Genomic DNA, 22,256 nt, shown 5'->3' with positions numbered 1-22,256 from the left:
CCCGAGCACGGTCACCGGCCGAGGCCGGGGCGACCGGCCAGGGTCGCCGGTCCGGGCGGCGGCACCGTCAACATGTCCGGGTACCGCACTAGTCTGCCCGTCATGGCGAGCGCTGAACTGGATGAGTTGATCGTCGCGGACGCCGACGCGCTGCGTACCTGGTTGTCGGCCAACCACGCCACCTCACCCGGCGTCTGGCTGGCCCTCACCAAGAAGGGCGGCTCGGTCACCACCCTCACCTGGCAGCAGGCGGTCGACGAGGCCCTGTGCTTCGGCTGGATCGACGGGCAGGCCCGGAAAGGGGATCACCAGACCTCCTGGATCCGGTTCACCCCGCGCCGGCCGCGCAGCTCCTGGTCACAGCGGAACGTGGCACACGTCGCCCGGCTGGAGGCGCAGGGGCGGATGCAGCCACCGGGTCGCGCCGTCGTGGAGGCCGCGAAGGCGGACGGCCGGTGGGCGGCCGCGTACGCCCCACCGTCGGAGGCCGAGGTGCCGGCCGACCTGCTCGCCGCCATCGCGGCCGACCCCGCCGCCCAGGCCATGTTCGACGTCCTCACCAAGACCAACCGGTTCGCCCTCATTTACCGGCTCAACGCCGTCAAGCGGGCCGAGACCCGCGAACGGAAGATCGGCGAGTTCGTCGCCATGCTGGCCCGCCACGAGACGTTCCATCCGCAGAAGGCCCGGCCCGCACCGGCGGACTGAATTCCTCGAAAAAATCTTGGCGCACCTGTCGATCGGGGCTGGTCCTCTTCGTAGCTGTGGTGAGAGCCCGGCACCGAGCCGGGACACACGCCTGGAGGGCACGATGAGCACCACCGCGAACACGACCCGCGCCATCACGTCGACCATCGGGACCGGCGTCGTCGCCACGGCTGCCGCCAGCGCCGCCACGATGGCCGTCGCCGCCGCCGGCAACGCGGCGGGCATCAGCCTCGACATCGGCGGAGCCCCCATCCCGATCACCGGGTTCGGCGTGCTGACCGCCGTCTTCTCGCTGCTCGGCGTGGCCATCGCCGCGCTGCTGTCCCGCTTCGCCCGGCATCCCCGGCGTGCCTTCGTCCGTACGACGGTGGTGCTGACGATGCTGTCGCTGGTGCCGGACGTGATCGTCGACGCCAGTCCGGCGACCAAGGCGCTGCTGATGTTCACCCACCTGGTCGCGGCCGCGATCGTGATCCCCGCTGTCGCGCGCCGCCTGGCCGCCTGACCACACCCAACCATCGAACCACCGGAGGATCGTCATGAAGCAGTACCTGCTGTCCGTGCACTTCGTCGAGGGCGCGCCGGAGCCGACCGAGGAGGAGATGCAGACCGTGTTCCGGGAGACCGCTCTGATCAACGACGAGATGCAGGCCGCCGGCGCCTGGGTCTTCGGCGGCGGACTCCGGTCGCCGGACACCGCCACCGTCGTCCGGAACGAGAACGGCGCCACCACCATGAGCGACGGGCCGTTCGCCGAGACGAAGGAACACATCGCCGGCTTCTGGGTCATCAGGTGCGCCGACCTGGACGAGGCCCTCGCCTGGGCCGAGAAGTGCGCGGCGGCCTGCGGCCCGGTCGAGGTACGCCCCTTCGACGACCTGTCCCAGGCCTGAACCGGACCGGTCACCCGAAATGGACCTGGCGAGCGTCTACCGCGCGGAGTACGGCCGCTGCGTCGCCACCCTGACCCGCCTCCTCGGCGACCTGCACCTCGCCGAGGAGGCGGTCCAGGACGCCTTCGCCACGGCGGTGCAGAAGTGGCAGACCCTGCCGCCGAACCCGGGCGCCTGGATCGTGACCACCGCCCGCAACCGGGCCGTCGATCGGCTCCGCCGGGAGACGACCCGCGAGGCCCGGCACGCCGAGGCCCTGCTGCTGCACCAACAGGACGAACCCCAGGAGGTGGGACCGGTGCGCGACGACCAGCTACGACTCATCTTCACCTGCTGCCACCCGGCGCTCGCCCCAGACGCGCGTACCGCCCTCACGCTCCGCCTGCTCGGTGGCCTCGACGTGCCGGAGATCGCCCGGGCCTACCTGATCCAGGAGGCGACCGTCGCCCAGCGGATCGTGCGGGCCAAGAAGAAGATCCGTGACGCCGGCATCCCGTACCGGGTACCCGCCGAACACGAGTTGCCGGATCGGCTGCCGCCGGTGCTCACCGTGCTCTACCTGATGTTCAACGAGGGCTACACGACCACCGCCGGGCCGCTGATCAGAACGGACCTGTGCACCGAAGCGATCCGGCTCGCCCGGGAACTCGCCGCGCTGATGCCTGACGAACCCGAGGTGCTCGGCCTGCTCGCCCTGCTGCTGCTCACCGAGGCGCGCCGACCGGCCCGGCTCGGCCCGGCCGGTGACCTGGTGCCGCTGGCCGACCAGGACCGGTCGCTGTGGGACCGGACGCTCATCGCCGAGGGCCACGACCTGGTCCGCCGCTGCCTGCGCCGCAACCGGCCCGGGCCCTACCAGATCCAGGCCGCGATCGGCGCGGTGCACACCGACGGTGCCGCCACCGACTGGCGCCAGGTCCTGGCACTGTACGACCAACTGTTCGCGCTGGTACCGACCCCGATCGTCGCGCTCAACCGCGCGGTCGCGGTGGCCGAGGTACACGGACCGGCGGAGGCCCTCGCCGCATTGGCAGAGATCGACATCCCCGGCTACCACCGGCTGCCCGCCACCCGCGCCGAGTTGCTGGCCAGGCTCGGCCGCGTCACCGCCAGCCGGGCCGCCTACGACGAGGCCATCGCGCTGGCCACCAACGACACCGAACGCACCCACCTGGAACGGCGTCGCACCGAACTCACCCGCACGAGGAGAACAGCATGACCGTCACCTACACCTTCGACGTCTTCTCCAGCCTCGACGGCTTCGGCACCCACCGTGGGGACTGGGGCGGCTACTGGGGCAAACAAGGCCCCGAACTGCTCGCCCACCGCCTCGCCGCGTACCGCCCGCGGCAGCGCATGGTCTTCGGCGCCGACACGTACCGGATCTTCGCGCGGTTGCTGGCCGAGAGCACCGACGAGTCCGAGGTACGGGACGCCTGGGTCACCCAGATGCGCCACCTGCCGGCGACGGTGGTGTCGTCCACCCTCGACGGGCCCCTCGACTGGCCGGACGCGACAATCGCGCGCGGCGACGCCGTCGACGTCGTCGCCCGGCTGAAGGAGGAGTCCGAGGTGCCGCTGCGGTCGCACGGCAGCCTGTCGATGAACCGGGCACTGATGGCCGCCGGACTGGTCGACCGCGTCCAGGTGACGATCTTCCCGGTGATCACGGGCCAGACCGGCACCGAACCGATCTTCCAGGACGCGGCCGACTTCGACCTGGAGCTGATCGAGAGTCGGACCCTCGACGGTCACATCCAGGAACTCGTCTACCGTCCCACCCGGCACGGCTGACAACGCGGCCACGCCGGTCGAAGGAGACCGCATGACCCGCGACACCGAGGTACCCGCCCGGGTGCGCCGCGCGCTCGCCCGCGCGTCCGCGCTCGGCTTTCCGGGGGTCTGCGAGGACCCGATGGGCCCGCTGCTGGCGACGTTGGCGGCCGCGGTCCCACCGGACGGTCGGATCCTGGAACTGGGCACCGGTACGGGTGTCGGCACCGCCTGGCTGGCGGAGGGGCTCGGCCAGCGCGACGACGTGCGGCTGGAGACGGTCGAGCTGGACGAGTCCCTGGCCACGGCCGTCCGGGCGGACGACTGGCCGCCGTACGTGACGGTCCACACCGGTGACGCCGAGGCGTTGCTGCCCACGCTGGGCCGGTTCGATCTCATCTTCGCGGACGCGGTGGCCGGCAAGTGGACCGGCCTCGATCTGACGATCGACGCGCTGGCCCCCGGTGGGCTGCTGGTCGTCGACGACATGGACCTGGCCCGGTACACCGACCCGCGGCACCGTGCCGCGGTGCAGCGGGTCGAGCGGACCCTGGCCGACGACCCCCGCCTCGTCGTGGCGCGGATCCCGGCCGGCACCGGCCTGATCATCAGCACCCGACGGCCGGACCGCCGCCCGTCCCGGAGCCGGTACAGCTAGTGCGGTGTCACGTCAGTCTGATGCGGACCCGCCGGTTCTGCCGGCCCTTGCTCTCGACCTTCGTGACCGTGACCCGGCCGATCTGAGCGGTCGACGCCACGTGCGTGCCCCCGTCGGCCTGCACGTCGAGGCCGACGATGTCCACCACCCGCACCTGCGGCAATTCCGGAGGCGCCTTGAACTGGGTGCGTACCAGGTCGGGAGTCGCGTCCGCCTCCTCCCGGGAGAGCATCCGCACGACGATCTTGCGGTCCGCGGCGATCTCGGCGTTCACCGCGTCCTCCAGGCTCTGTTTGAAGCCCGGTGGGATCTCCGGCAGGTTGAAGTCCATCCGCGCCTCGCCGGGCTCCATGTTGCTCCCGGTCACCAGGACGTTGAAGTCGCGGAAGACGGTGCCGCACAGCACGTGCAGTCCCGAGTGGGTACGCATGAGCGAGGTGCGGCGGTCGTCGTCGATCGCTCCGGTCACCGTGGTGCCGACCGGGGGCACCGGGTCCCCCGGGGCGGGCAACAGGTACAGGTCGTCGCCCTTGCGGGTGCCGACGATCCGCGTCTGCACGCCCTGCCAGATCAGCACGCCGTGGTCCGGCGGCTGACCACCACCGCCGGGGTAGAACGCGGACCGGTCCAGCACGATGCCCTGCTCGGGATCCGCCGGATCCGACCACAGCACCGTGCAGTCCCACTCGCGGAGGGTGACGTCCGCCCAGTCCAGCCGTTGGGTCCGGCCGTGGTGATCAATACCCATAGGTTGATGGGAGGGCGGCCGTCACCGACCCGCCACTCCGTCTCCCTTCAGCACTCGTACGGTCATCAGGACTATTCGTAACTGGACACCGGCGACGAACATCCGGTGTCGCTAGGTGATCAGACGCAGCACCGCCGCGGTGCCGGCGCCCAGGGCGACGACCAGCAGGAACGGTGCCCGCAGCAACGCCGCCACCAACGCGACGGCAAATCCGGCGGCGCGCGCGTCGAGCACCAGATCGTGGCCGGTGGCGAAGGTCTGCACCGCCACCAGGGCGGCCAGCAGCGCCACCGGCAGCAACGCCGACGCCTGCTGCACCTGCGGCTGTTCCAGCACCGACTTCGGCACGCACAGCCCGACCAGCTTGAGCAGGTACACCCCGAGGGTGCCCAACAGGATCGCCGTCCACATCAGCGGCCACCCGCCCGACGGGCGGCGAACGCCGCGACGATGGCGGTCAGCCCGGCCACCAGCACCGGTGTCCCGGCCGGCAACAACGGCACCATGACCAGCGCGAGCCCGGCCGCGGCGACCGCGAGCGCCCACAGCCGCCGGCCGCGCAACCGCGGCAGCAGCAGGGCGACGAACGCGGCCGGTGCGGCCACGTCAAGGCCGAGTGCCTCCGGGTCGGGCAGCACGTGCGCGCCGAGCGCACCGCCCAGCGTGGCGATGTTCCAGAGGACGAAGACGGAGATCCCGGTGGCCCAGAACGCCAGCCGCGCCTCGCGTGGGTCGTCGCGGGCCGTCGCCATCGCCGAGCTCTCGTCCAGCACCAGATGAGCGCCGACCAGGCGCCGCACCCCCCGCAGCCGCAGCAGGGATGCCAGATTCAGGCCGTAGAGGCTGTTCCGCACCCCCAACAGAGTTGCCGTGGCCGCGCCGGTCAGTGCGCCACCGCCGGCACCCAACACCCCGACCACGGCGAACTGCGACGCGCCGGAGAACATCAGCAGCGACAACGCGCAGGTCTGCGCGACGGAGAAACCGGCAAGTACCGACAGTGCGCCGAACGAGAGCCCCAGCGCACCGACGGCCACGCCCACCCCGACCGCGTCGCGCAGGACGGCGGTACGCGCCCTCGGCCAACTTCGATCCGCGATCGTGCCTGTCGTACTCACGTCGGCGTCCCTTCGCGTACCTGCTCGCACCGCTCGTGCTGTCTTGCCGTACCTACTCGCATGCCGGATCGCGGCGGCGCGGTCGGATTGTCGGCGGCACCGAGGGTTCGGGAAGCCCGCACCTCATTGGGCACAGCTCGGCGCAGCGGGCACCAGTGCGCTTCTCACCCGCGAGCAGAATACCGAGGTCGGTGCCGTGGTGGGGGCCCGCCAACCCCGGGCCAGCGACGCCCAGCCGGTGACGCTGCCTACGGCGGCGCCCGGACCGGGCATCGCGGCCAGGACGCACAGCGGGGGGTTCCGCCGCTGGTCCTCGCTGGAAGTCGGGTGGTCAGCAGCGGTCACCCGGCATGCCGGACGTCCACCGCGAGGACGTTGTCGAACACCTGAACCCGGAACGGCAACTCGTCGCGCACGCCTACCGCCCAGGAGAGGACGCCCTCGAAATCGCCGATTCGGCCGGGCGTTCCTCGTACGACACCTCGTAACCGGGCACGCCCTCCGGGAACCGGAACGTGATCCGGTCGTAGCCGGCATGCAGCCCGGTCTCCACGTCGTTCAGGAGATGGAACTCTTCGGACGGCTCGGTGTTCTCAGGCTGCGTATTGACGTCGGGCAGCACCTTGGTGGGCTCGCCTCGGGCATCGAGCGTAACGGCGATTTCGTCGGCATCGGTGTACCCGATCACCCGATCGGTGCGTGACTGCGCGACGGGCACGACCCAGGCCCGCACCTCGGTCCCGCCGATGTCCGACGGGCGGAACCCGGCGGTGCCGTCGCCCGCGGTGCCGACCAGGACGCGAGGCAACCGCGGCGCGGCCAGGCCGCCGATCGCTGCGGCATCGCCTGGCACGTCGAGCGGACTCAACGTGAGATCGGCGTCCGGCCCACCGCCGGGCCAGCACGCCTGATCACCTTCGGTGCCGTCGGCACGGGCCACCAGGCACAGCTCGTCGGCGGTACGGATGGCCACGACGTCGAACCGCTCGTAGCGGGCGACGACGGTCCGTTCTCCGCCGCCCCCGGCACCGTCGCCGTCGCCGTCGTCCGGTGGCGGTGCGGTGAAGGTGAGGCTGGCGATGATCTGGTCGAGCACCTTCGAGTTGCGCGAGAAGTCACGCCCAGGCGTGTCGTGGGTAGTGGCGATGAAGCTGCCGTCGGCGATGTTGACGACCCAGTCGTAACCCAGCGTGCCCTCGTCGAGCAGCCCTTCTCCCGTGGCTTCGGCGACGACGGCCACGGCCTCCCGACCGTCGACCATGCCGGAGTCGCGGGAGCGAACCTCGCCGAACGCATCGGGCGACGACGCGGTCCGGTAGCCGGTCTCGGTCGCGCGCAAGACGATCGCCACGGCTGGTTCGGTGCCTTCGCCGACCGATATGGGTTCGGGGTCGAAGTAGCTGCATGCCGCCACCACGTCGCCTGAGTTGGTGTGCCAGTCGCTGGGATACTGCACGGCGTACCCGACCTGGTCGTTGCTGCATTCCGCCAGCCCGGGAGCCGGTGCCGTCCCGGTGGTGGGGGCGGGGCCCCGGTTCCGTTGTCGCCGCCGTCGGCGCATGCGGCCGGGCTCAGTGACAGCACGGAGACCGCGCAGACCGTCCAGATGGTTCGCATTCTCTGCCTCCTCGTCGACATCGATGAGAAAGTTCTCCGTCCCGCAACGGTGCGTGCTCGTACGCCCCGGTGGTTCTGCTCGACGGCGTCGCCGCCCTCGTCGGTGGCAGCTACGGGTCACCACGACTCGATGGCGGGCTGGCTTCCTACCGCCTGCGCCATCGACTGTCGCGGAACTCAGTAGACCCAGACCGTGGTGCCGATCGGCATCTGGTCGGCTCGCCACAACCAGTCCATGGCGGCGATGGTCACCCGGACACAGCCGTGCGATGCCGGGTAGGGCGGAACCTCGGGATAGCCGTGGACGGCGATCCCCTGGCTGTGGAAGTACTTCGGCCGGTACAGCCGGCCGAGGGGGCCCGGGTCCCAGGCGTCCACCTGCCAACCGATCTCCCAACGCCCGCGTGGCGTGTCCGCCAGAAAGCGTTCACCGTCGTGGGTGTAGTACTCCCAGGTGCCGGTCGAGGTGCTGAAGATCTGCTCGACGGTGCCGTCGTCGACAAGCATCATCAGCTGCCGATCGAGATCCACCTCGACCACCCGGCCCTCGTCGCTGCGGGCCGACGGGCGGATGCCCTCGTCCAACGCCTCCCGGGTTTCGGGCCCGACGATGCCGTCCCGGCTTCCCCCGGCGGCCTTCTGGACCGCGTAGACCGCCTGCTCGGTCAACTCACCGAAGACCCCGTCCACCGGGCCGACCCAGTACCCCAGCTCGCGCAGCCGCCGCTGCACCGTCTCGACCGCCTCGCCGGTGTCACCGCGCCGCAGCAGCTCCGCACCGGATGGAGTCGGCGAGGGTACGTCAGGCGGCGACTCCGGTGGTGTGCTCGGAGGCGCGGATGACGGGCTCGAAGGCGTGGCGGTGACTGGTGGCGTGGTACGCGGCGGCGTGCCGCCCGGCACCGTGGCGCTCGGTGTCGCCACGGTGGGCGAGCCCGTCGCCCCAGCCTGCTGCCCGTTGTCCGGTTGGCATCCGCTGGCTCCGACGAGCACACTCGTCCCGACGATCGCCAGCCATCCGGCGAACCTTCGCACTACTCTTCACTCCTCCGGCTTCGACTCGAGATGACCGGCCACCAGCACCGCGCCGGCCACCAGCGCGAGCGCGCCGACGATCACCCACTCCAGGTCGAGCTCCAGCCACACCAGCAAACCACCCACGGCCGCTCCGAGCACCGCGTCTACGGCGGCGAGTCGCGCCACCACCGCGAGCCGGTGTCGCCATCCGATCCCGGTCACCAGCCCCACGAGCAGACCGGCACCGGCGAGGCCGGCAGCGGGCAGGGCTGCGGGCGCGTCCAACCCGGTGGTCGCCAGGAGTACGAAGAATCCAGCGTAGAACCCGACCGCCGCTGCGACGACCGCAGCGGCGGTGACGATTACCGCCCGCATGCTGGCACTGCTCCTCGATAGCCTCGGTCGGCCCGGTGAGCTGGACGAACCGACGGGCGGCCGCGGCCGTCCGGTCGTCACCACCGGGATGTCGGTCTACCTAACTCTTCTCCGGCCGGGTTGGGTCGATGGCGCCTCACCTCTGTGCCGTACCCAGGCACCAGGCGAGGTGAAACCGGCAAACGGGAATGCATCTGGCGCCTCCGGGTGTACCGGGCAACCGGCAGCACGTCTGTCGTGGGCACTCACCGGGCACCAGTGACAGCGGGCGGGGTCACCCTGTACCGCACTTTCACCACAGGGTGGGCCGGTGGGTCATCGCGACCGTGCCCGCCGCGCTCTCCGCCGCGTCGGGTGAGTGCTCGGGAGGCAGCAGAACCACGAGGAGGGAGGCCCCGCTCCTTCATGCCATCAAGACACCGCCGGGTGGAGGGTTCTATCCTGGGTCTCGGCGGTTCCGGGAAGTGACTGCTCCGAAGAGCCGGCTTGGGGATGCGAGTCGGTCACGCTGGAGCCAGCTGTCGTTCCCGTTGTCCTCCCGGGCCGCCGTCGTGGTCACCGCGTCGTTGGTCATGTTGCGGTAGACGATGTCGGACAGCAAGCAACGATCGGCGGTCGTCGATTGTGTTTCGGATTTTCAGCGCCCGTTGTGAGTGCTTGTGGGATGTCCCGCCGCAGTTGCCTATCACTTCGTCGCGGTCGCACAGCAGCACGCTCATGGGGACTGCGCTCCTGTATGTGGCGGTGATCCTGTCGGTCACCACATGGGTGGCCCGCTCTCCCCCCGCGGGAACGAGATTGGGCAGCTCGCCCACCGAGCTGTGTCCATGCCTTCTGCACAGGGCGCCGGTTGCTGTCGTTACTGACCCCCGCGTTGACCGTCGTCGCTGGGGCCCTGACCTGCCTGCTGTCCCTGCGCGGGCTGGTCGTCCTGCCCATGTGAGCTGCGGCGCAGCGCACGAGCGGAATCCCGGTCGGAAATTGCGCCAGTGATCGGGCCTCGAGCGGCCGGCCGACGGCGTGGCGGGCGTCGTCCAGGCGAAGCCGAGCAGGACGAGCACGGGTCGGACGGTCAGCCGCCAGGCGAGGGACGCTCTAACCGATAGGGCACCGCTGCTCCGCCCTGCGCTTCGGCGGCTACGTCCGAGGCCGGATCCGAATCTGCCTGAGCTGCTTATTCAGGTGGTGGTCGGCGGCGGATGACGAGCAGGGCGATGTCGTCGGTGGGGTGTTCCTCGGTGCGGGACATGATGTGGTCGCACAACGCGTCGGCCGGCCCAGCCTGTACGGCATTGGCGAGGCGGTCGATGCTGGTGTCAATCAGTTCGCCGCGGCGTTCAATGAGTCCGTCGGTGTAGAAGACCAGCGCCGAGTTCGGCGGCAGGTCCAGAACCTTAGTGTGGCGGTTGGTCGGTGGCCTGCCCACGCCCAGTGGCCGGTCCACGGTCAGGGTCACCGGTCGGGTCGGCCGGCCGGGGAGGGCCAGCAGCGGTGGTAGATGTCCTGCGGAGGAGAGGTGCACGGTGGTGCGGTCGGGGGCGATGAGGGCGTAGATGGCGGTGGTGAGGGTGCCGGCCTCGAAGTGGTGGATCTTGCGGTCGAGGGCGGTCAGCGCCTGGGCCGGATCGTCGCAGTCGAGCGCGTAGGCGCGTAGCGCGCTGCGGATGCGTCCCATGACAACCGCGGATGGCAACCCGTGACCGGAGACGTCGCCGATGACGACACCCAGCCAGCCGGACGGCAGCGTGAATACGTCGTACCAGTCGCCACCGATGCCCAGGTCATGACCGGGCACGTACCGGGCGGCCAAGTCCAGACCGGAGATGTCGGGTAGCCGGCTGGGCAGCAGACTGCGTTGCAGGGCCAGCGCCGCCTGCTGGTCGAGGATCTGCGATCGGGCCTGACCTACGAGGCTGGCCCGATCGGCGACGAGTTGCAACAGCCGCACATCGTCGGCGCCGAACCGCCGCAGGGTCAGGGCACCGACGTGCAGCACGCCGACGAGGTCGCCGTTGGCGAGCATGGGGACGCCCAGCAGGGAACGAACGCCCGCGTGAAGGAGAATGGGGTTGACCACGTCGGCAGGCGTGACGTCGTAGATCGTGACCGGCAGGCGTGTCGCCGCCACCCGACCGGCGAAACCGCGCCCGACCCGGACGCGGAATCCTCGGCGTACCTCCTCCTCCAGGCCCTTGGCCGCCGTCGCGATTAGTTCGCCGGTATGGCCGTCGAGCAGCAGGATGGTGGCGGTGTCAACCTTGAGCAGGTCCCGGACCCGTTCGAGTAGCTCATCGAGGAGTTCGGCGACGCTCAACCCCGATAGGGCGGCATCGGTGATCGCCTCGATACGGCGTAGCCGTTCCTCATTCGTCATCAACTCGGCGTCGGCCACACACGCAGCCTAGACGCCGGCTGGTGCGCAAGGAGTTGCAGCATCAGGTGTCGGTTCAGCCATGTCGGGTAGCTGCCGTGGTACGTGGGTGCTTCGGTCGGTGGTCGGGACCGTTTGGTCGCAGTCGCCTTCCGCGGTGCCGTCGGTAAGGTCATCGGCCTACACGTTCGCAGCGAGGGGGAACAGTGGCGGACCCGACGTTCGACCCGCGACCTCGCGCCGCCGCGAAGCCCTTGCTCTCGACATCGTTCACCCTCAAGGACCTCGCCCGTGTGCGCGGCGAGGTCGAGGCAGCCAGTCGCCGGTGCGGCCTCGACGACGACCAGGTCGAGGACTGGATCACCGCGGTCAACGAATTGATGATCAACGCGATCCGGCACGGGGGCGGCCGGGGTACGGTACGCCTGCTGCTGGTGAACGACCGGATGGCCTGCGAGATCGGCGACTGCGGGCCTGGGTTCAACATCGCTGACTATGTTCCGCGCCGAGAGCGGCCATCCTTGTCCAGCAATGGCGGAATGGGGCTGTGGGTGGTGGAGCAGATGACCAAGTTTCTTCTGCTCGACAGCGGCCCCGCAGGCACCACCATCCGCATCACGCCGCGCACCGGCGACGCCGGAGAATTCCCCGCGCCCTCTTGAGAGTGGCCCGTCCATGCCCGTCCTGAGCTGGACGTACGGTTGACCTGTCGTTCCCAGCGTAGTGGCTGCGGCTGTCCGCTGTTCCGGCTGGCGGTCAACTGCCGGATCACTCCGCCGCTGATGAGCAGGGTGGGCGCCGTGATCCGGGCGACGATGGCGGACCATTCTGGATCCGGATCGTCGATCGCGGGCCGGACCTGCCCCACCAACTGCCAGTCGAAGGAAAGGTCTCCTGCGGGACGGTCGGGAAGTCCCGGTGGCCGAGGGTGCGGGTAACCGATGTCCTCCAGCAAAAGTTCTCGGACGTGTCCCTGGCCTTCGGCGGCCACCCGCAGGCCACCAGACCGCCGAGGGAAATGACCGACCAGGTCCACCGCGCCGAGGTCCAGCTGGTCCAGGATGCCGGTGACGTCTTGGATAAACAGTTTCAGGCTGCACGTGCCGGGCCAGTCAGGCCGTGTCGCAGCACCTTCATGTGCTCGAGCGATTCGGCCGAGTGCAGGCGCCATTGGACCGTCGCCCTTGCAGGATGTCAGTGCGCCATCCGCCCTTCGATGACCTGCAGCTCCCGGTTCGAGGATGAAGAGGGGTCGCGGGAGATCATGATAGGTGGTGCAGCCGCGTCGCCGCAATCGCCCGTTCACCCTGAATTTGTTGCGGCGCCTACTCAACCAGTACACGTGTTCCGCCGCGACCTTCTCGAGCCATTCCTGGTCCTTTGGGACGGTGGGAGTCGAATCGTGACGGGGACGTCGTCACGACTCCAGCGGATCCGTTCGAGGACGAGGTCTTCGTAATTCCTGAGGCATGGAAGTTCCACCTGAAGCGGGCCTTGGGCGAAGAGTCGAGACCAATATCGGAATCCGGACTGCCGGTTAAACCTTTATGCCTATGTTGTCCGGAATCGGGGTACCGATTCGCCCTTGCGGGCCGTGGTGGGCTCACCCACAATGGGTAACGGTCCACGAAGCGCCACTCACTTCCATTGGACGACCCCACCACATCATGACCTCTTATCTTTGTGGCGCACTCGTTGACCTGAGCGATCCCGAATCTCCAAGACGGGAAGGGACAACATGCCCTTGTCACTGGCGGACCTGCGAAACATCGGAAACACGCCGATCAGGTTCGAGTCGACCTCCGATCCGCGGGTCTTCCTCCGTATGGACGGCACTGGGGTGCCTACTACCATGGCGGGAGGCGGGACAGTCAACTGCAACTTCGACGCCGCCGAGAAGGAAAAGTTCAAACTTCACCATCACGGCAACGACAACTATTCCATCGAATCAATCGCATTCCCCGGGAAGTTCCTACGCATGGTGGCGAGTGATGTCAACGCCCAAAAACCCACCGGCGGGATCGTCAACTGCCAGATCAACGCCAACGGCGGCGGCCATGAAACGTTCAGGTTCCGGGCCCAGAACAACGGGTCGTACTCTATCGAATCGCTGGGCTTCCCAAACGTGTTCCTGCGCATGCTGGGCGGCGGCGTCACCACTCACACAGCGCAGGGCGGTGGGACGGTCAACTGCCGGTTCGACGCCAACGGTGGCGCTGAAACCACATTCAAGATCAGCATGGCTGATCAAAGCCTGAACTTCGCCAACGCTCAACTTCAGTCGCAGAACATGTGGTGCTGGGCCGCCAGCTCGGTGAACATCGCAAGGTTCTACGACCCGAACACCCCACACACCCAGTGCGCCCAGGCAAACGCGCAGTTCGGCCAGAATGGGTGCTGCAACGTTGCCCAGGCCAGCGGCGCGGCCTGCAACCGGGGGGCCTGGCCGACCAATGCACTGACGAGGATGGGCCACCTACGCGAAGAGGTCTTCGCGGCCCTGACGGTGCAGCAGGTCGCCGCCGAGCTCGCACAGTCGCAGCCGGTCGGGGTCGACACACACTGGCGGAATGGCGGCGGCCACATCGTCGTGATCTGGGGGCGCTGGGAGTCCGGCGGCGTCGAGTGGCTCAGGATCCACGACCCCTGGGACGGGTTCGTGGATGTCACGTTCGACAATTTCAGAGACAACTACACGGCCAGTGGCGGGGTTTGGGCCCGCAGCTACCGGACCGTACGTCAGGCCTAAGGAGCATGGGGATGCCGCTACACCTTCCGGACCCGCCGAACAGCGTGGCCGACGTCAGGTCGAAGCTTCACAAATTCGCCGACGAGGGCAAGTTCGCCTCCCGAGCGCTTCGTAGCGCCCGAAAAGAACAGCTTGACGTATCCACCCCCCATCAGGTTTTCACCATGGGCCTCGACAGCGTCCTCGCGGGAGGTGGTGTCGACCGAGCTGAGCCGGCGGGCTGGCGTTATCTTATCGAGGACGGTGGGCAACCGGTCGCCAGCGCTGAGACCACGACGGGCCCAGACGGCACAGAGGAGGTGGCACAGTTCACGGAAGGTCCATTCGTGGCCGCCACCGACAAAGCCATGAAGATCATCCGGAAACTTCCCAAGCTGACAGCCTCCGGCTTCGAGCTGCGACTCCTACGCATCCCTGCCGTATACCAGATGGCACTGTGGCTGCACTCCGACAACGAGGACCTCATCGTCCCGTTGGAACCATCGTCGATCGGCAAGGAAGGCAAAGCCATGCCGGCGGACGAGTTCTTCACCGACCTGGCCGAACTTGCCCGTACGACTTCATTCCGCACCGATCCGAATTAGTCCTTGCACCTCACCTCATCCCTCACCCGTCTGCCGCTGTTCGTAGGATTGTGAGGCTCGCGCTCGGATTGTTCGTTGCCAGATCGGCCAGTTCCGGGTGTGCGCGGCTGGGAACGTCACGGCGAAGACGAAGCCGTTGAGGAGGCGGCAGACCTCGGCGACCGTCATCACAATGATTCCGAGCTGGAATAGGATTGTGCGGCGGCGAGGATGGTCAGGACGGCCAGAGCGAGCATAACCAGGGTGATGAGCCGGTGACAGCCGGCCCACGAACCTTGGAAATGGTCCAGGCCGTCCTGGCCCTTGCCGTCCTGAAACAGATCCTCGCAGATGGGCGGAGACGTTACGTAGCTGGTGTGGATTACGATGACGTCGTCGTCGGCGTTGCCGGTGTACACAGCGGCGTCGTGGGCACGTGCGGTGACGGCAATGAGAAGGTCCATCACCCTCACCGTCGGTCCGCGGCAGGTCTCGACGACGCAGGCGGCCAAGCGTGCGTACCTGGCGGCGATGGCGTCGCCATGGGCAACGGATCAAATCGGCATGGGATGACACCCAGCCGAGCCAACCGCAGCGCCCTCGCCTCGGCGGTTTCGCGACCAGGACACCGAACTGGGGAATAGCGAGGCTGGCGACACTGATCGCCAGTTCACCGGGGATCGGGATGACACCGGCGGCGATGAAAATGCTGGTGTCGAGGATCCCGCGACTCACCGCTGAAACCACGGATCGGTGATGGTGTCGTCGAGCAGGTCCCGATCGCCCGCCCACTCGGGGGTCAGTCCTCGAAGCTGGCGCGCGTGGAACGACCTTGCCGGTGTGTACGACCAGCCCACCGACCCGGGCCGAGCACGGCCGCCGGGCGGCCGGCGCCGTGATCGTCACACGTTCGCCCGCCTGCGCCCGGCGTACCAGTTCGCCGGCGTCTGCCGGTTGCGTCCCGCCGGGTGGTGTAGAAGCTGACCTGCTCCGGCGTGCCGCCGAGATAGGGGTGGGTCATCGCGTGAGTCTCTGTGTGAACGACCAAGAACACGCAGAGGACGGAGTACGCGATGACCCTTGACCAGTCTGCCTTGTTGGAGGTGCTGGACGCAGTCAAGGCAGCGGATGTGAATGATCGTGTCCGGCAGGCGGCGGAGACGATTTATCAGGCGTTGATCGAGGCGGAGTTGACCGCGGTGATCGGCGCCGCCCCGCATCAGCGCAGCGAGGCCCGGGTGGCGCAGCGCAACGGCCACCGGTCCCGGACGCGGGCCACGACCGCCGGTGATCTGGATCTGCGGATCCCGAAGCTGCGCACCGGATCGTTCTTTCCCAGCCTGCTCGAGCGGCGCCGGCGAGTGGACCAGGCGCTGTTCGCGGTGGTGATGGAGGCCTACCTGCACGGGGTGTCCACCCGCAAGGTTGACGACCTGGTCAAAGCCCTCGGTGCGGACAGCGGGATCTCCAAGTCGGAGGTGTCGCGGATCTGCGCCGACCTGGACGAGGAAGTCGGTGCCTTCCGCGACCGGTCCCTCGCCTCGGCCGCATTCCCCTACGTCTTCCTCGACGCGACCTACTGCAAGGCCCGGGTCAACCGGCGAGTCGTCTCCCAGGCCATCGTGGTCGCCACCGGGGTTAGGGGCGACGGCTGGCGGGAAGTGCTCGGCTACGCCGTCGGCGACAGCGAGGACGGCGCCTTCTGGACGGCGTTCCTGCGCTCACTCAAGGCCCGCGGACTCGGCGGGGTGCAGCTGGTCATCTCCGACGCCCACACCGGCCTCAAACAGGCCATCGCCGCGGTGCTGCTCGGCGCGGCCTGGCAACGCTGCCGCGTGCACTTCCTGCGCAACGTCCTGGCCCAGGTCCCCAAGGGCAACGCGGAGATGGTCGCGGCCGCGATCCGCACCATCTTCGCCCAACCCGACGCCGCCCATGTCCGCGAGCAACTCGACGTCATCGCCGGCATGCTCGGCCGCCAGCTGCCCAAGGTCGAAACGATGCTCCGCGACGCCGCGCATGACCTGCTCGCCTTCACCGGGTTCCCGCCCAGTCATTGGAAGAAGATCTGGTCGACGAACCCGTTGGAGCGGTTGAACAAGGAGATCAAACGCCGCACCGACGTCGTCGGTGTGTTCCCCAACCCCGAAGCCCTGCTCCGCCTCGCCGGCGCCGTCCTCGTCAGAGCCCACGACGAATGGCAGACCGGCGACCGCCGTTACCTCGCCGAAGGCAGCATGGCCCAGATCAGCACCCCCGCGAAGGCCCCCACCAGCGAACTCATCGCTGCCTGACCAGATCCGTTGTCAGCTCGACAACGCACCGGAAAACTGAACAGCGCACAGAGCCTCACGCAGGCGATCTACACCACGCCACGGGACGTGACCGGCGGCCCTCCGTCGGCATACAGCTGCGAGTGCAGAGATAGGTACGACCGCAAGTACGCAGCGGCACTGAGTTCGATTCGCGTCCGGCAACCCGTCGCCTGACCTGGCGGCGAATCGAGTCGGTGACGTTGGGCGATGCGGATGCTGAGCCCAGCCGTCTCCTCGGCGCGGAGCCGAGATGAGTACCTTCGGGGGCGGAGAGAGCGTAGGGATGGATGACTGCGAAGGCATTTCGGTGACCGAGTGTCTGGACGGCTGCGACCTCAGCCCGTCTGCGGAGGGCTGCTGGTGGTGGCGCCGGTGCGCCTTCCCAGTTCGCAGTCGTCCGTCTCCTGGGTGTCGCGCATCGCCTCGGCGTACTGCGGTTCAGTGGGCCGTCACATCCGCACCTCAAGTGAGACGTCTTCGACCACCGCGCTGATTCACCAGACTTAGAGGGCATCTGATCTCGCTTGGCGAGGTTGGTCCGATTAGGTGGTTCCGGTTCGCCAGGTTGGGGTGGATTCTCCGGTGAGATGGCGGCTCATTATGTTAGCCATGGCCCAATGGATCATCGCCCGGGTCCGTTGAGGCAGGGTCTCGTAGTCACGGACGAGCCGTCGGTGCTGCATCAGCCAGCCGAAGGTTCGTTCCACGACCCACCGCCGTGGCTGGACGTGAAAGCCCCTCCCTGCCGGGCGGGGCACCACCTCCACGTCGATGCCCAGTCGGGCACCGTGCGCCCGTACGGCGGTGTTATAGCCGCCGTCGACCCACGCCTTGGACACTGTCGGATGGTCGGCGGAAACCGTGTCGAGGAGGCGCCGGCCAGCGGTGGAGTCCTGCACCGACGCGGCAGTGACGATCACGGCCAGGAGCAGTCCGAGGGTGTCGGTGGCGATGTGCCGCTTACGCCCCTTGATCTTCTTCGCCGCGTCGATGCCCTGACTGGACTCGCCGACGTTGCAGGAGGTCTTCACGCTCTGCGAATCCAGGACCACCGCTGAAGGGCTGCCACCACGACCCCGCACGGTCCGGATCTGCTCCCGTAACAGGTCGTGGATCTGCTGCGTGGTCCCGTCGGCCTCCCACTTGGCGTAGTAGTCGTACACCGTCTTCGCTGGCGGGAAGTCATGCGGCAGGTACTCCCACGCGATTCCCGTCCGGGCTACGTACAGGATCGCGTTGACGATCTCCCGCAGGTCATGCACCGGCCGGCTGATGCCCAACCCCACCCGCGCCGCCCGCCACGCGGTCAGCACCGGCTCGATCAACGCCCACCGCTCATCCGACAAATCAGACCGATACCCACGCCGCTTCACACCCACGGTGTGATCAACGAACCGCAGCGATCGACGCCACGGCCGAACATGAATCAACCACTACACGGATCAGATGCCCTCTTAGCCGAGTTGGTCGCGTACCCGACCGGTCCGTTGACCGAAGGCGTGTTGGGCTTTGGTGACCAGATGCGCTCCGGCGGCGACCGTGCGTTCGATAGTCGCGTTGGCGACGGCGACGAACACCCGTAGTAGCGACGGAATCGCCGGCCAGTCCGGTCGCTGGTCGAACGCGGCAGAACGGCATCGCCGACGCGGATCTCGGCGTAGCCGGTGGTTCCGTCCTCCAGAGACATGTGTATCAGCGCGGGCCGAGATGAAGGCCCAAAGCTAGTCTGACGCCATGGCGCTCAAGCTCCGTCCCCTCGCGCTCGACGACACCGCCGCCGTCCACGATTGGGCCCGCCTGCCGGAGTCGTGCCGCTACCAGATGTGGGGGCCCAATACCTACGAGCAGACGCAGGCACACGTACAGGCCGCGGTGGCGGCAGGGCCAGACCGCCTCGTTTTTGCGGTTCTCCTCAACGACGAGGTTGTGGGTAGCGCCGAGTTGAGGCTGCACGGCCGCAGTACCGGGGAGATCGCGTACGTGGTGCACCCACGACGCTGGGGACAGGGCATAGCCACCGACGCGGCACGCAAGCTCGTGCGGATGGGCTTCGAGCACCACCGACGCCACCGCATCTTTGCTACCTGCGATCCACGCAACCTTGCTTCGGCCGCCGTGCTTCGCAAGATCGGCATGCGGTACGAAGGGCGGATGCGCGGCACCGCGTACGTTCGTGACGGTTGGCGTGACTCTGACCTGTACGCGGTTCTTGCTTCCGATTGATCCACAGCCTCACGCGGTGAGGGGAACGCTGCGGGCTCGAGCCCGACGAGACAGGGGACCGGACTGTCATGACGTCGACCGCGAGCCGCGTCTGCAGTTCATCCGGACGCGGCGATGGCTGTGTCCCGATTGGATCGGTCGCGCAGCACAAGCAGATACACGGCTGCCGTTGCCAGGCCCCACGCGGCGAAGACGGTCCACGGCACCCACTGCGCGAGGCCCGCATCCAGGTCGAGCAGCCACCCGCCACCGAGGTTGCCGATCAGCCCGCCGAGCGACAGTACCAGCCCGTTGGCACCGAAATACGACGCGACTGCGCCCGGTGGAGCGAGTCGCGAGACGGTGCCGTGAAGAGTGGGTAGCAACAGCACCTGTCCCAGGGTGAACACGATGACACCGGTGAGCACCCCGGCGGGTCCTGGCAATATGCCCAGTAACCACAGGCCGGCCGCGAGCGCGGTCGTGCCCAGAGCGAGCGTCTGGTCGGTACGAAGGTACCGCTCGGCGAGCCGGGTCAGCGGAACGGTCGCCACGACCATGACGATGGCCGCGACGCTGTAGACGAGTCCCAGTGACGTCGTTCCCGATAAGACCTGCCCCACGCGGACCGGCACCGCGAGGTAGAGCTGGCTGAACAAGGCCCACGCCGCGGCACTGACCAGGACAAACCGCCGGAACTGTCGGTCCCGGGCGACCGTACGCAGCCGGTGCAGGGACGACATCCGGTCCGGCGTGCCGGCATTGTCGCGGTCCGGGCGCAGCCCGAACCAGGTGATCGCTCCGGCGAGCAGAAACAGGCCGGCCGCGACGAAGCACAGGGCGGGAAAGTTGGAGGCGGCCAGGATGCCGCCGAGGGCTGGTCCGGCGACGAACGCGGCGTTGCTGGCCATTTCCCGCACAGCGTAGGCCCGGGTGCGGTGCGGCGCAGGTGTCAGTTCGGCATACAGGGCGTAGCTGGCCGGGTGGAACAGCGATCCGCCGAGACCGGCCAGGACCGAGGCCACCACGAGCCCGGGCACGGCGTCGACGACACCGAACGCGGCGAAGCCGGCGGCGCGTAGCAGCACGCCCAGGCAGATCGCACGGCGGTGGCCAAACCGGTCGGCGAGCATGCCAGACCAGAGCATCATGCCCTGCTGGCTGGCCGATCGTACTCCGGCGAGCAGACCGGTGAGTGCGATGCTGAGTCCCAGGTCGTGCAGAAGGTGGTAGGCCAGCAGCGGCACCAGGGCGTAGAAGCCGAGGCCCATGAGGAAGGTGTCGGCCACCATGATCCGCAGGCCTGGTGACCACCAGGAGCGCTGGTCGGCCGGCGGCGCATGCCCCGGCGCGGAAGCCGACTCCGCGCGCCGGGGCTTAGTGCCGGTACGTCCCTTCACGCTCAGCGGTTCACCCGAGCGCCGGAGCCCGCCGCCAGTGCCTCGACCTCCGAGAGGCTGGCCATCGAGGTGTCCCCAGGCGTGGTCATCGCCAGCGCTCCGTGTGCGGCGCCGAGTTCGACGCCGACACGAAGCTCACCACGCTCCATCAGCCCGTAGATGAGGCCGGAGGCGAAGCTGTCCCCACCGCCGACGCGGTCCAGAATCTCCAGATTCGGCCGATGCCGAGCGGTGACGAAGCCCGTGCCAGCGGACCAGCCGATGGCTCCCCAGTCGTTGACCGTGGCGGTCCGCACGGTACGCAGCGTGGTCGCCACCACCGCGAAGTTGGGGTACGACCGGGTGACCTGGTCGATCATCTTCTGGAAGTTGTCCACCTCCAGGTGGGACAGGTCCGCGTCGGTGTCCGGCACGTCGAAGCCGAGCGCGGCTGTGAAGTCCTCCTCGTTTCCAATCATGACGTCGACCATCCGGGCGAGCCGCTGGTTGACGTGCCGAGCGCGGTCCTGACCACCGACATCCCGCCAAAGGCTCGGCCGGTAGTTCAGGTCGTAGGAGATGATCGTGCCGTGCCTACGGGCGGCAGCCATGGCCACAGCCGCGGTCTCGGCCGCGATCTCGGACAGGCCGGCATAGATACCACCAGTGTGCAGCCAGCGCACGCCGAGGGTACCGAAGAGGTGATCCCAGTCGATTTGATCCGGTTGTAGCTGGCTGGCCGCGGTATGGCCTCGGTCCGGAGTTCCGACCGCGCCGCGGACGCCGTGGCCACGTTCGGTGAAGTTGAGTCCGTTACGGACGGTGCGGCCGATTCCGTCGTAGGGCGCCCAGTGGATCAGAGAGGTGTCCACCCCGCCCTGGAACATCAGATCCTCGACGAGCCGGCCGACCTCGTTGTCGGCCAGGGCGGTGACGACAGCGGTACGCAGGCCGAAGCAGCGGCGCAGCCCACGCGCAACGTTGTATTCGCCACCGCCCTCCCAGACCCGGAAGGTACGGGCGGTGCGAACCCGGCCTTCACCGGGGTCGAGTCGCAGCATCACCTCACCGAGGGAGATCAGGTCGAAGCGGCACTCTGCGGCGGGGCGGATGGTCAGGGTCATCGGTCACTCTCTCGGGATTCAGTCACGGCCGCGGTGGTCAACGAGGTCACGTCGTCCCATCGACCGGCGGCCAGCAGCGCGGCGGGGGCCATCCAGGTGCCGCCCACGGCGAGTACCGCCGGGTGGTCCAGGTAGCCGCGGAGGTTGGCGGTGGTGACTCCACCGGTGGGTACGAAGCGCAGGCCCGGGAATGGGGCGGCCAGTGCCTTCAGCATCGGAAGACCGCCAAGTTGTTCGGCGGGGAAGAGCTTCACCACGGACAGGCCGGCGTCGAGAGCCATCTGGATCTCCGTCGGGGTGGCGACGCCCGGGATCACTGTCACCTCGCGCCGCTGGCAGCGGCGTATGACGCCGCTGGAGAAGCCGGGGCAGACAACGAACCGGGCTCCGGCGTCGACGACGTGGTCGACCTGTTCGGCACTGGTGACCGTGCCTGCGCCGACAATCAGGTCGGTGCGGTCGGTCAGGGTACGGATCGCGGCCAGGGCCGCGCGGGTGCGTAGGGTCACCTCGATCGTGTGCACACCCCCGGCAGCCAGCGCCGCCCCCAGCGGTGTCGCCCAATCGGCGTTGTCGAGGGCCACCACCGGCAGGATGCGGTCAGCTGCGAGCATGTCGAGGACGGTGTTTCCGATTTCGACTGTGG

The 22,256-nt window shown here is 68.4% G+C and carries 25 protein-coding genes; 11 read left to right on the top strand and 14 right to left on the bottom strand.

Annotated features, from left to right (window positions below; genetic code table 11):
• Window positions 1-102 precede the first annotated feature (102 nt).
• The 6 genes from ENC19_RS28430 (at window position 103) to ENC19_RS28405 (ending at window position 4,032) form a co-directional block, all read left to right on the top strand.
• Window positions 103-708, top strand: a complete 606-nt coding sequence (locus ENC19_RS28430) for a YdeI/OmpD-associated family protein (protein WP_164450119.1) — start codon at window positions 103-105, stop codon at window positions 706-708.
• 103 nt (window positions 709-811) lie between these two features.
• On the top strand, window positions 812-1,213 hold the full coding sequence (locus ENC19_RS28425) for a DUF6069 family protein (RefSeq protein WP_164450118.1): 402 nt from the start codon (window positions 812-814) through the stop codon (window positions 1,211-1,213).
• A 34-nt stretch (window positions 1,214-1,247) separates the two neighbouring features.
• Window positions 1,248-1,601: a YciI family protein gene (locus ENC19_RS28420; RefSeq protein WP_164450117.1), complete on the top strand. Its 354-nt coding sequence runs from the start codon at window positions 1,248-1,250 to the stop codon at window positions 1,599-1,601.
• A gap of 19 nt (window positions 1,602-1,620) precedes the next feature.
• Window positions 1,621-2,820, top strand: coding sequence for an RNA polymerase sigma factor (locus ENC19_RS28415; RefSeq protein ID WP_164450116.1), 1,200 nt, complete (start codon window positions 1,621-1,623; stop codon window positions 2,818-2,820).
• Complete coding sequence (locus tag ENC19_RS28410; RefSeq protein ID WP_164450115.1) at window positions 2,817-3,395, top strand: dihydrofolate reductase family protein; 579 nt, start codon at window positions 2,817-2,819, stop codon at window positions 3,393-3,395. The genes ENC19_RS28415 and ENC19_RS28410 overlap by 4 nt, the downstream gene beginning before the upstream one ends.
• A gap of 31 nt (window positions 3,396-3,426) precedes the next feature.
• Window positions 3,427-4,032: an O-methyltransferase gene (locus ENC19_RS28405; RefSeq protein ID WP_164450114.1), complete on the top strand. Its 606-nt coding sequence runs from the start codon at window positions 3,427-3,429 to the stop codon at window positions 4,030-4,032.
• A gap of 7 nt (window positions 4,033-4,039) precedes the next feature.
• Here the strand turns inward: ENC19_RS28405 and ENC19_RS28400 are convergent, their stop codons facing one another.
• The 9 genes from ENC19_RS28400 to ENC19_RS28365 form a co-directional block, all read right to left on the bottom strand.
• Window positions 4,040-4,780 carry an alanyl-tRNA editing protein gene (locus tag ENC19_RS28400; protein ID WP_164450113.1) on the bottom strand — a complete coding sequence of 247 codons (741 nt, stop codon included), beginning with the start codon at window positions 4,778-4,780 and terminating at the stop codon, window positions 4,040-4,042.
• A gap of 111 nt (window positions 4,781-4,891) precedes the next feature.
• A complete protein-coding gene (locus tag ENC19_RS28395; protein ID WP_164450112.1) occupies window positions 4,892-5,191 on the bottom strand; it encodes an AzlD domain-containing protein in 300 nt (99 codons plus the stop codon).
• On the bottom strand, window positions 5,191-5,898 hold the full coding sequence (locus ENC19_RS28390) for an AzlC family ABC transporter permease (RefSeq protein ID WP_328824400.1): 708 nt from the start codon (window positions 5,896-5,898) through the stop codon (window positions 5,191-5,193). Before ENC19_RS28390 ends, ENC19_RS28395 begins: the two co-directional genes overlap by 1 nt.
• Before the next feature lie 341 nt (window positions 5,899-6,239).
• Window positions 6,240-6,314 carry a hypothetical protein gene (locus ENC19_RS32020; RefSeq protein ID WP_444968366.1) on the bottom strand — a complete coding sequence of 25 codons (75 nt, stop codon included), beginning with the start codon at window positions 6,312-6,314 and terminating at the stop codon, window positions 6,240-6,242.
• A gap of 2 nt (window positions 6,315-6,316) precedes the next feature.
• Window positions 6,317-7,459, bottom strand: a complete 1,143-nt coding sequence (locus ENC19_RS28385; protein ID WP_164450110.1) for a hypothetical protein — start codon at window positions 7,457-7,459, stop codon at window positions 6,317-6,319.
• 233 nt (window positions 7,460-7,692) lie between these two features.
• Window positions 7,693-8,418 (bottom strand): L,D-transpeptidase family protein, encoded by a 726-nt coding sequence (locus tag ENC19_RS30785; protein ID WP_164450131.1) that lies wholly within the window; start codon window positions 8,416-8,418, stop codon window positions 7,693-7,695.
• Window positions 8,318-8,533, bottom strand: coding sequence for a hypothetical protein (locus ENC19_RS30780; RefSeq protein ID WP_164450068.1), 216 nt, complete (start codon window positions 8,531-8,533; stop codon window positions 8,318-8,320). Before ENC19_RS30780 ends, ENC19_RS30785 begins: the two co-directional genes overlap by 101 nt.
• A gap of 23 nt (window positions 8,534-8,556) precedes the next feature.
• The gene (locus ENC19_RS28370) at window positions 8,557-8,907 is read right to left on the bottom strand and encodes a hypothetical protein (RefSeq protein WP_164450109.1); all 351 of its coding nucleotides are present in this window, start codon (window positions 8,905-8,907) and stop codon (window positions 8,557-8,559) included.
• Between the two features lie 1,174 nt (window positions 8,908-10,081).
• Window positions 10,082-11,299, bottom strand: coding sequence for a PP2C family protein-serine/threonine phosphatase (locus ENC19_RS28365; RefSeq protein WP_281604437.1), 1,218 nt, complete (start codon window positions 11,297-11,299; stop codon window positions 10,082-10,084).
• Window positions 11,300-11,484: 185 nt separating this feature from the next.
• Here ENC19_RS28365 and ENC19_RS28360 point away from each other — a divergent pair, with 185 nt between their 5' ends.
• From ENC19_RS28360 to ENC19_RS28350, 3 genes are all read left to right on the top strand, one after another.
• Window positions 11,485-11,940, top strand: coding sequence for an ATP-binding protein (locus tag ENC19_RS28360; protein WP_164450108.1), 456 nt, complete (start codon window positions 11,485-11,487; stop codon window positions 11,938-11,940).
• A 1,076-nt stretch (window positions 11,941-13,016) separates the two neighbouring features.
• Window positions 13,017-14,027 carry a papain-like cysteine protease family protein gene (locus ENC19_RS28355; protein WP_164450107.1) on the top strand — a complete coding sequence of 337 codons (1,011 nt, stop codon included), beginning with the start codon at window positions 13,017-13,019 and terminating at the stop codon, window positions 14,025-14,027.
• Between the two features lie 11 nt (window positions 14,028-14,038).
• Window positions 14,039-14,611, top strand: a complete 573-nt coding sequence (locus tag ENC19_RS28350; protein ID WP_164450106.1) for a hypothetical protein — start codon at window positions 14,039-14,041, stop codon at window positions 14,609-14,611.
• Window positions 14,612-14,778: 167 nt separating this feature from the next.
• Here ENC19_RS28350 and ENC19_RS30775 read toward each other — a convergent pair whose 3' ends face one another.
• Window positions 14,779-15,054, bottom strand: coding sequence for a hypothetical protein (locus ENC19_RS30775; protein ID WP_235945189.1), 276 nt, complete (start codon window positions 15,052-15,054; stop codon window positions 14,779-14,781).
• Window positions 15,055-15,663: 609 nt separating this feature from the next.
• Between ENC19_RS30775 and ENC19_RS28340 the strand changes: the two genes are divergently transcribed.
• Window positions 15,664-16,884 carry an IS256 family transposase gene (locus tag ENC19_RS28340; RefSeq protein WP_164450105.1) on the top strand — a complete coding sequence of 407 codons (1,221 nt, stop codon included), beginning with the start codon at window positions 15,664-15,666 and terminating at the stop codon, window positions 16,882-16,884.
• A gap of 563 nt (window positions 16,885-17,447) precedes the next feature.
• On the opposite strand, the gene ENC19_RS28335 is transcribed toward ENC19_RS28340, so the two are convergent.
• Window positions 17,448-18,278 carry an IS5 family transposase gene (locus ENC19_RS28335; RefSeq protein ID WP_216592505.1) on the bottom strand — a complete coding sequence of 277 codons (831 nt, stop codon included), beginning with the start codon at window positions 18,276-18,278 and terminating at the stop codon, window positions 17,448-17,450.
• Window positions 18,279-18,639: 361 nt separating this feature from the next.
• Here ENC19_RS28335 and ENC19_RS28330 point away from each other — a divergent pair, with 361 nt between their 5' ends.
• Window positions 18,640-19,128 (top strand): GNAT family N-acetyltransferase, encoded by a 489-nt coding sequence (locus ENC19_RS28330; protein ID WP_164450103.1) that lies wholly within the window; start codon window positions 18,640-18,642, stop codon window positions 19,126-19,128.
• Between the two features lie 98 nt (window positions 19,129-19,226).
• Here ENC19_RS28330 and ENC19_RS28325 read toward each other — a convergent pair whose 3' ends face one another.
• From ENC19_RS28325 to eda, 3 genes are all read right to left on the bottom strand, one after another.
• Complete coding sequence (locus tag ENC19_RS28325; protein ID WP_164450102.1) at window positions 19,227-20,399, bottom strand: MDR family MFS transporter; 1,173 nt, start codon at window positions 20,397-20,399, stop codon at window positions 19,227-19,229.
• Window positions 20,400-20,509: 110 nt separating this feature from the next.
• The gene (locus tag ENC19_RS28320; RefSeq protein WP_164450101.1) at window positions 20,510-21,610 is read right to left on the bottom strand and encodes a sugar kinase; all 1,101 of its coding nucleotides are present in this window, start codon (window positions 21,608-21,610) and stop codon (window positions 20,510-20,512) included.
• The gene (gene eda, locus ENC19_RS28315; RefSeq protein ID WP_164450100.1) at window positions 21,607-22,224 is read right to left on the bottom strand and encodes a bifunctional 4-hydroxy-2-oxoglutarate aldolase/2-dehydro-3-deoxy-phosphogluconate aldolase; all 618 of its coding nucleotides are present in this window, start codon (window positions 22,222-22,224) and stop codon (window positions 21,607-21,609) included. The genes ENC19_RS28320 and eda overlap by 4 nt, the downstream gene beginning before the upstream one ends.
• Window positions 22,225-22,256 lie beyond the last annotated feature (32 nt).

Origin of the sequence: Verrucosispora sioxanthis, from assembly GCF_010560025.1 — a bacterium.
GTDB lineage: Bacteria > Actinomycetota > Actinomycetes > Mycobacteriales > Micromonosporaceae > Micromonospora > Micromonospora palythoicola.
Note: the sequence above shows the minus strand (reverse complement) of the source record. Positions and strands in the feature narration are given on the sequence as shown.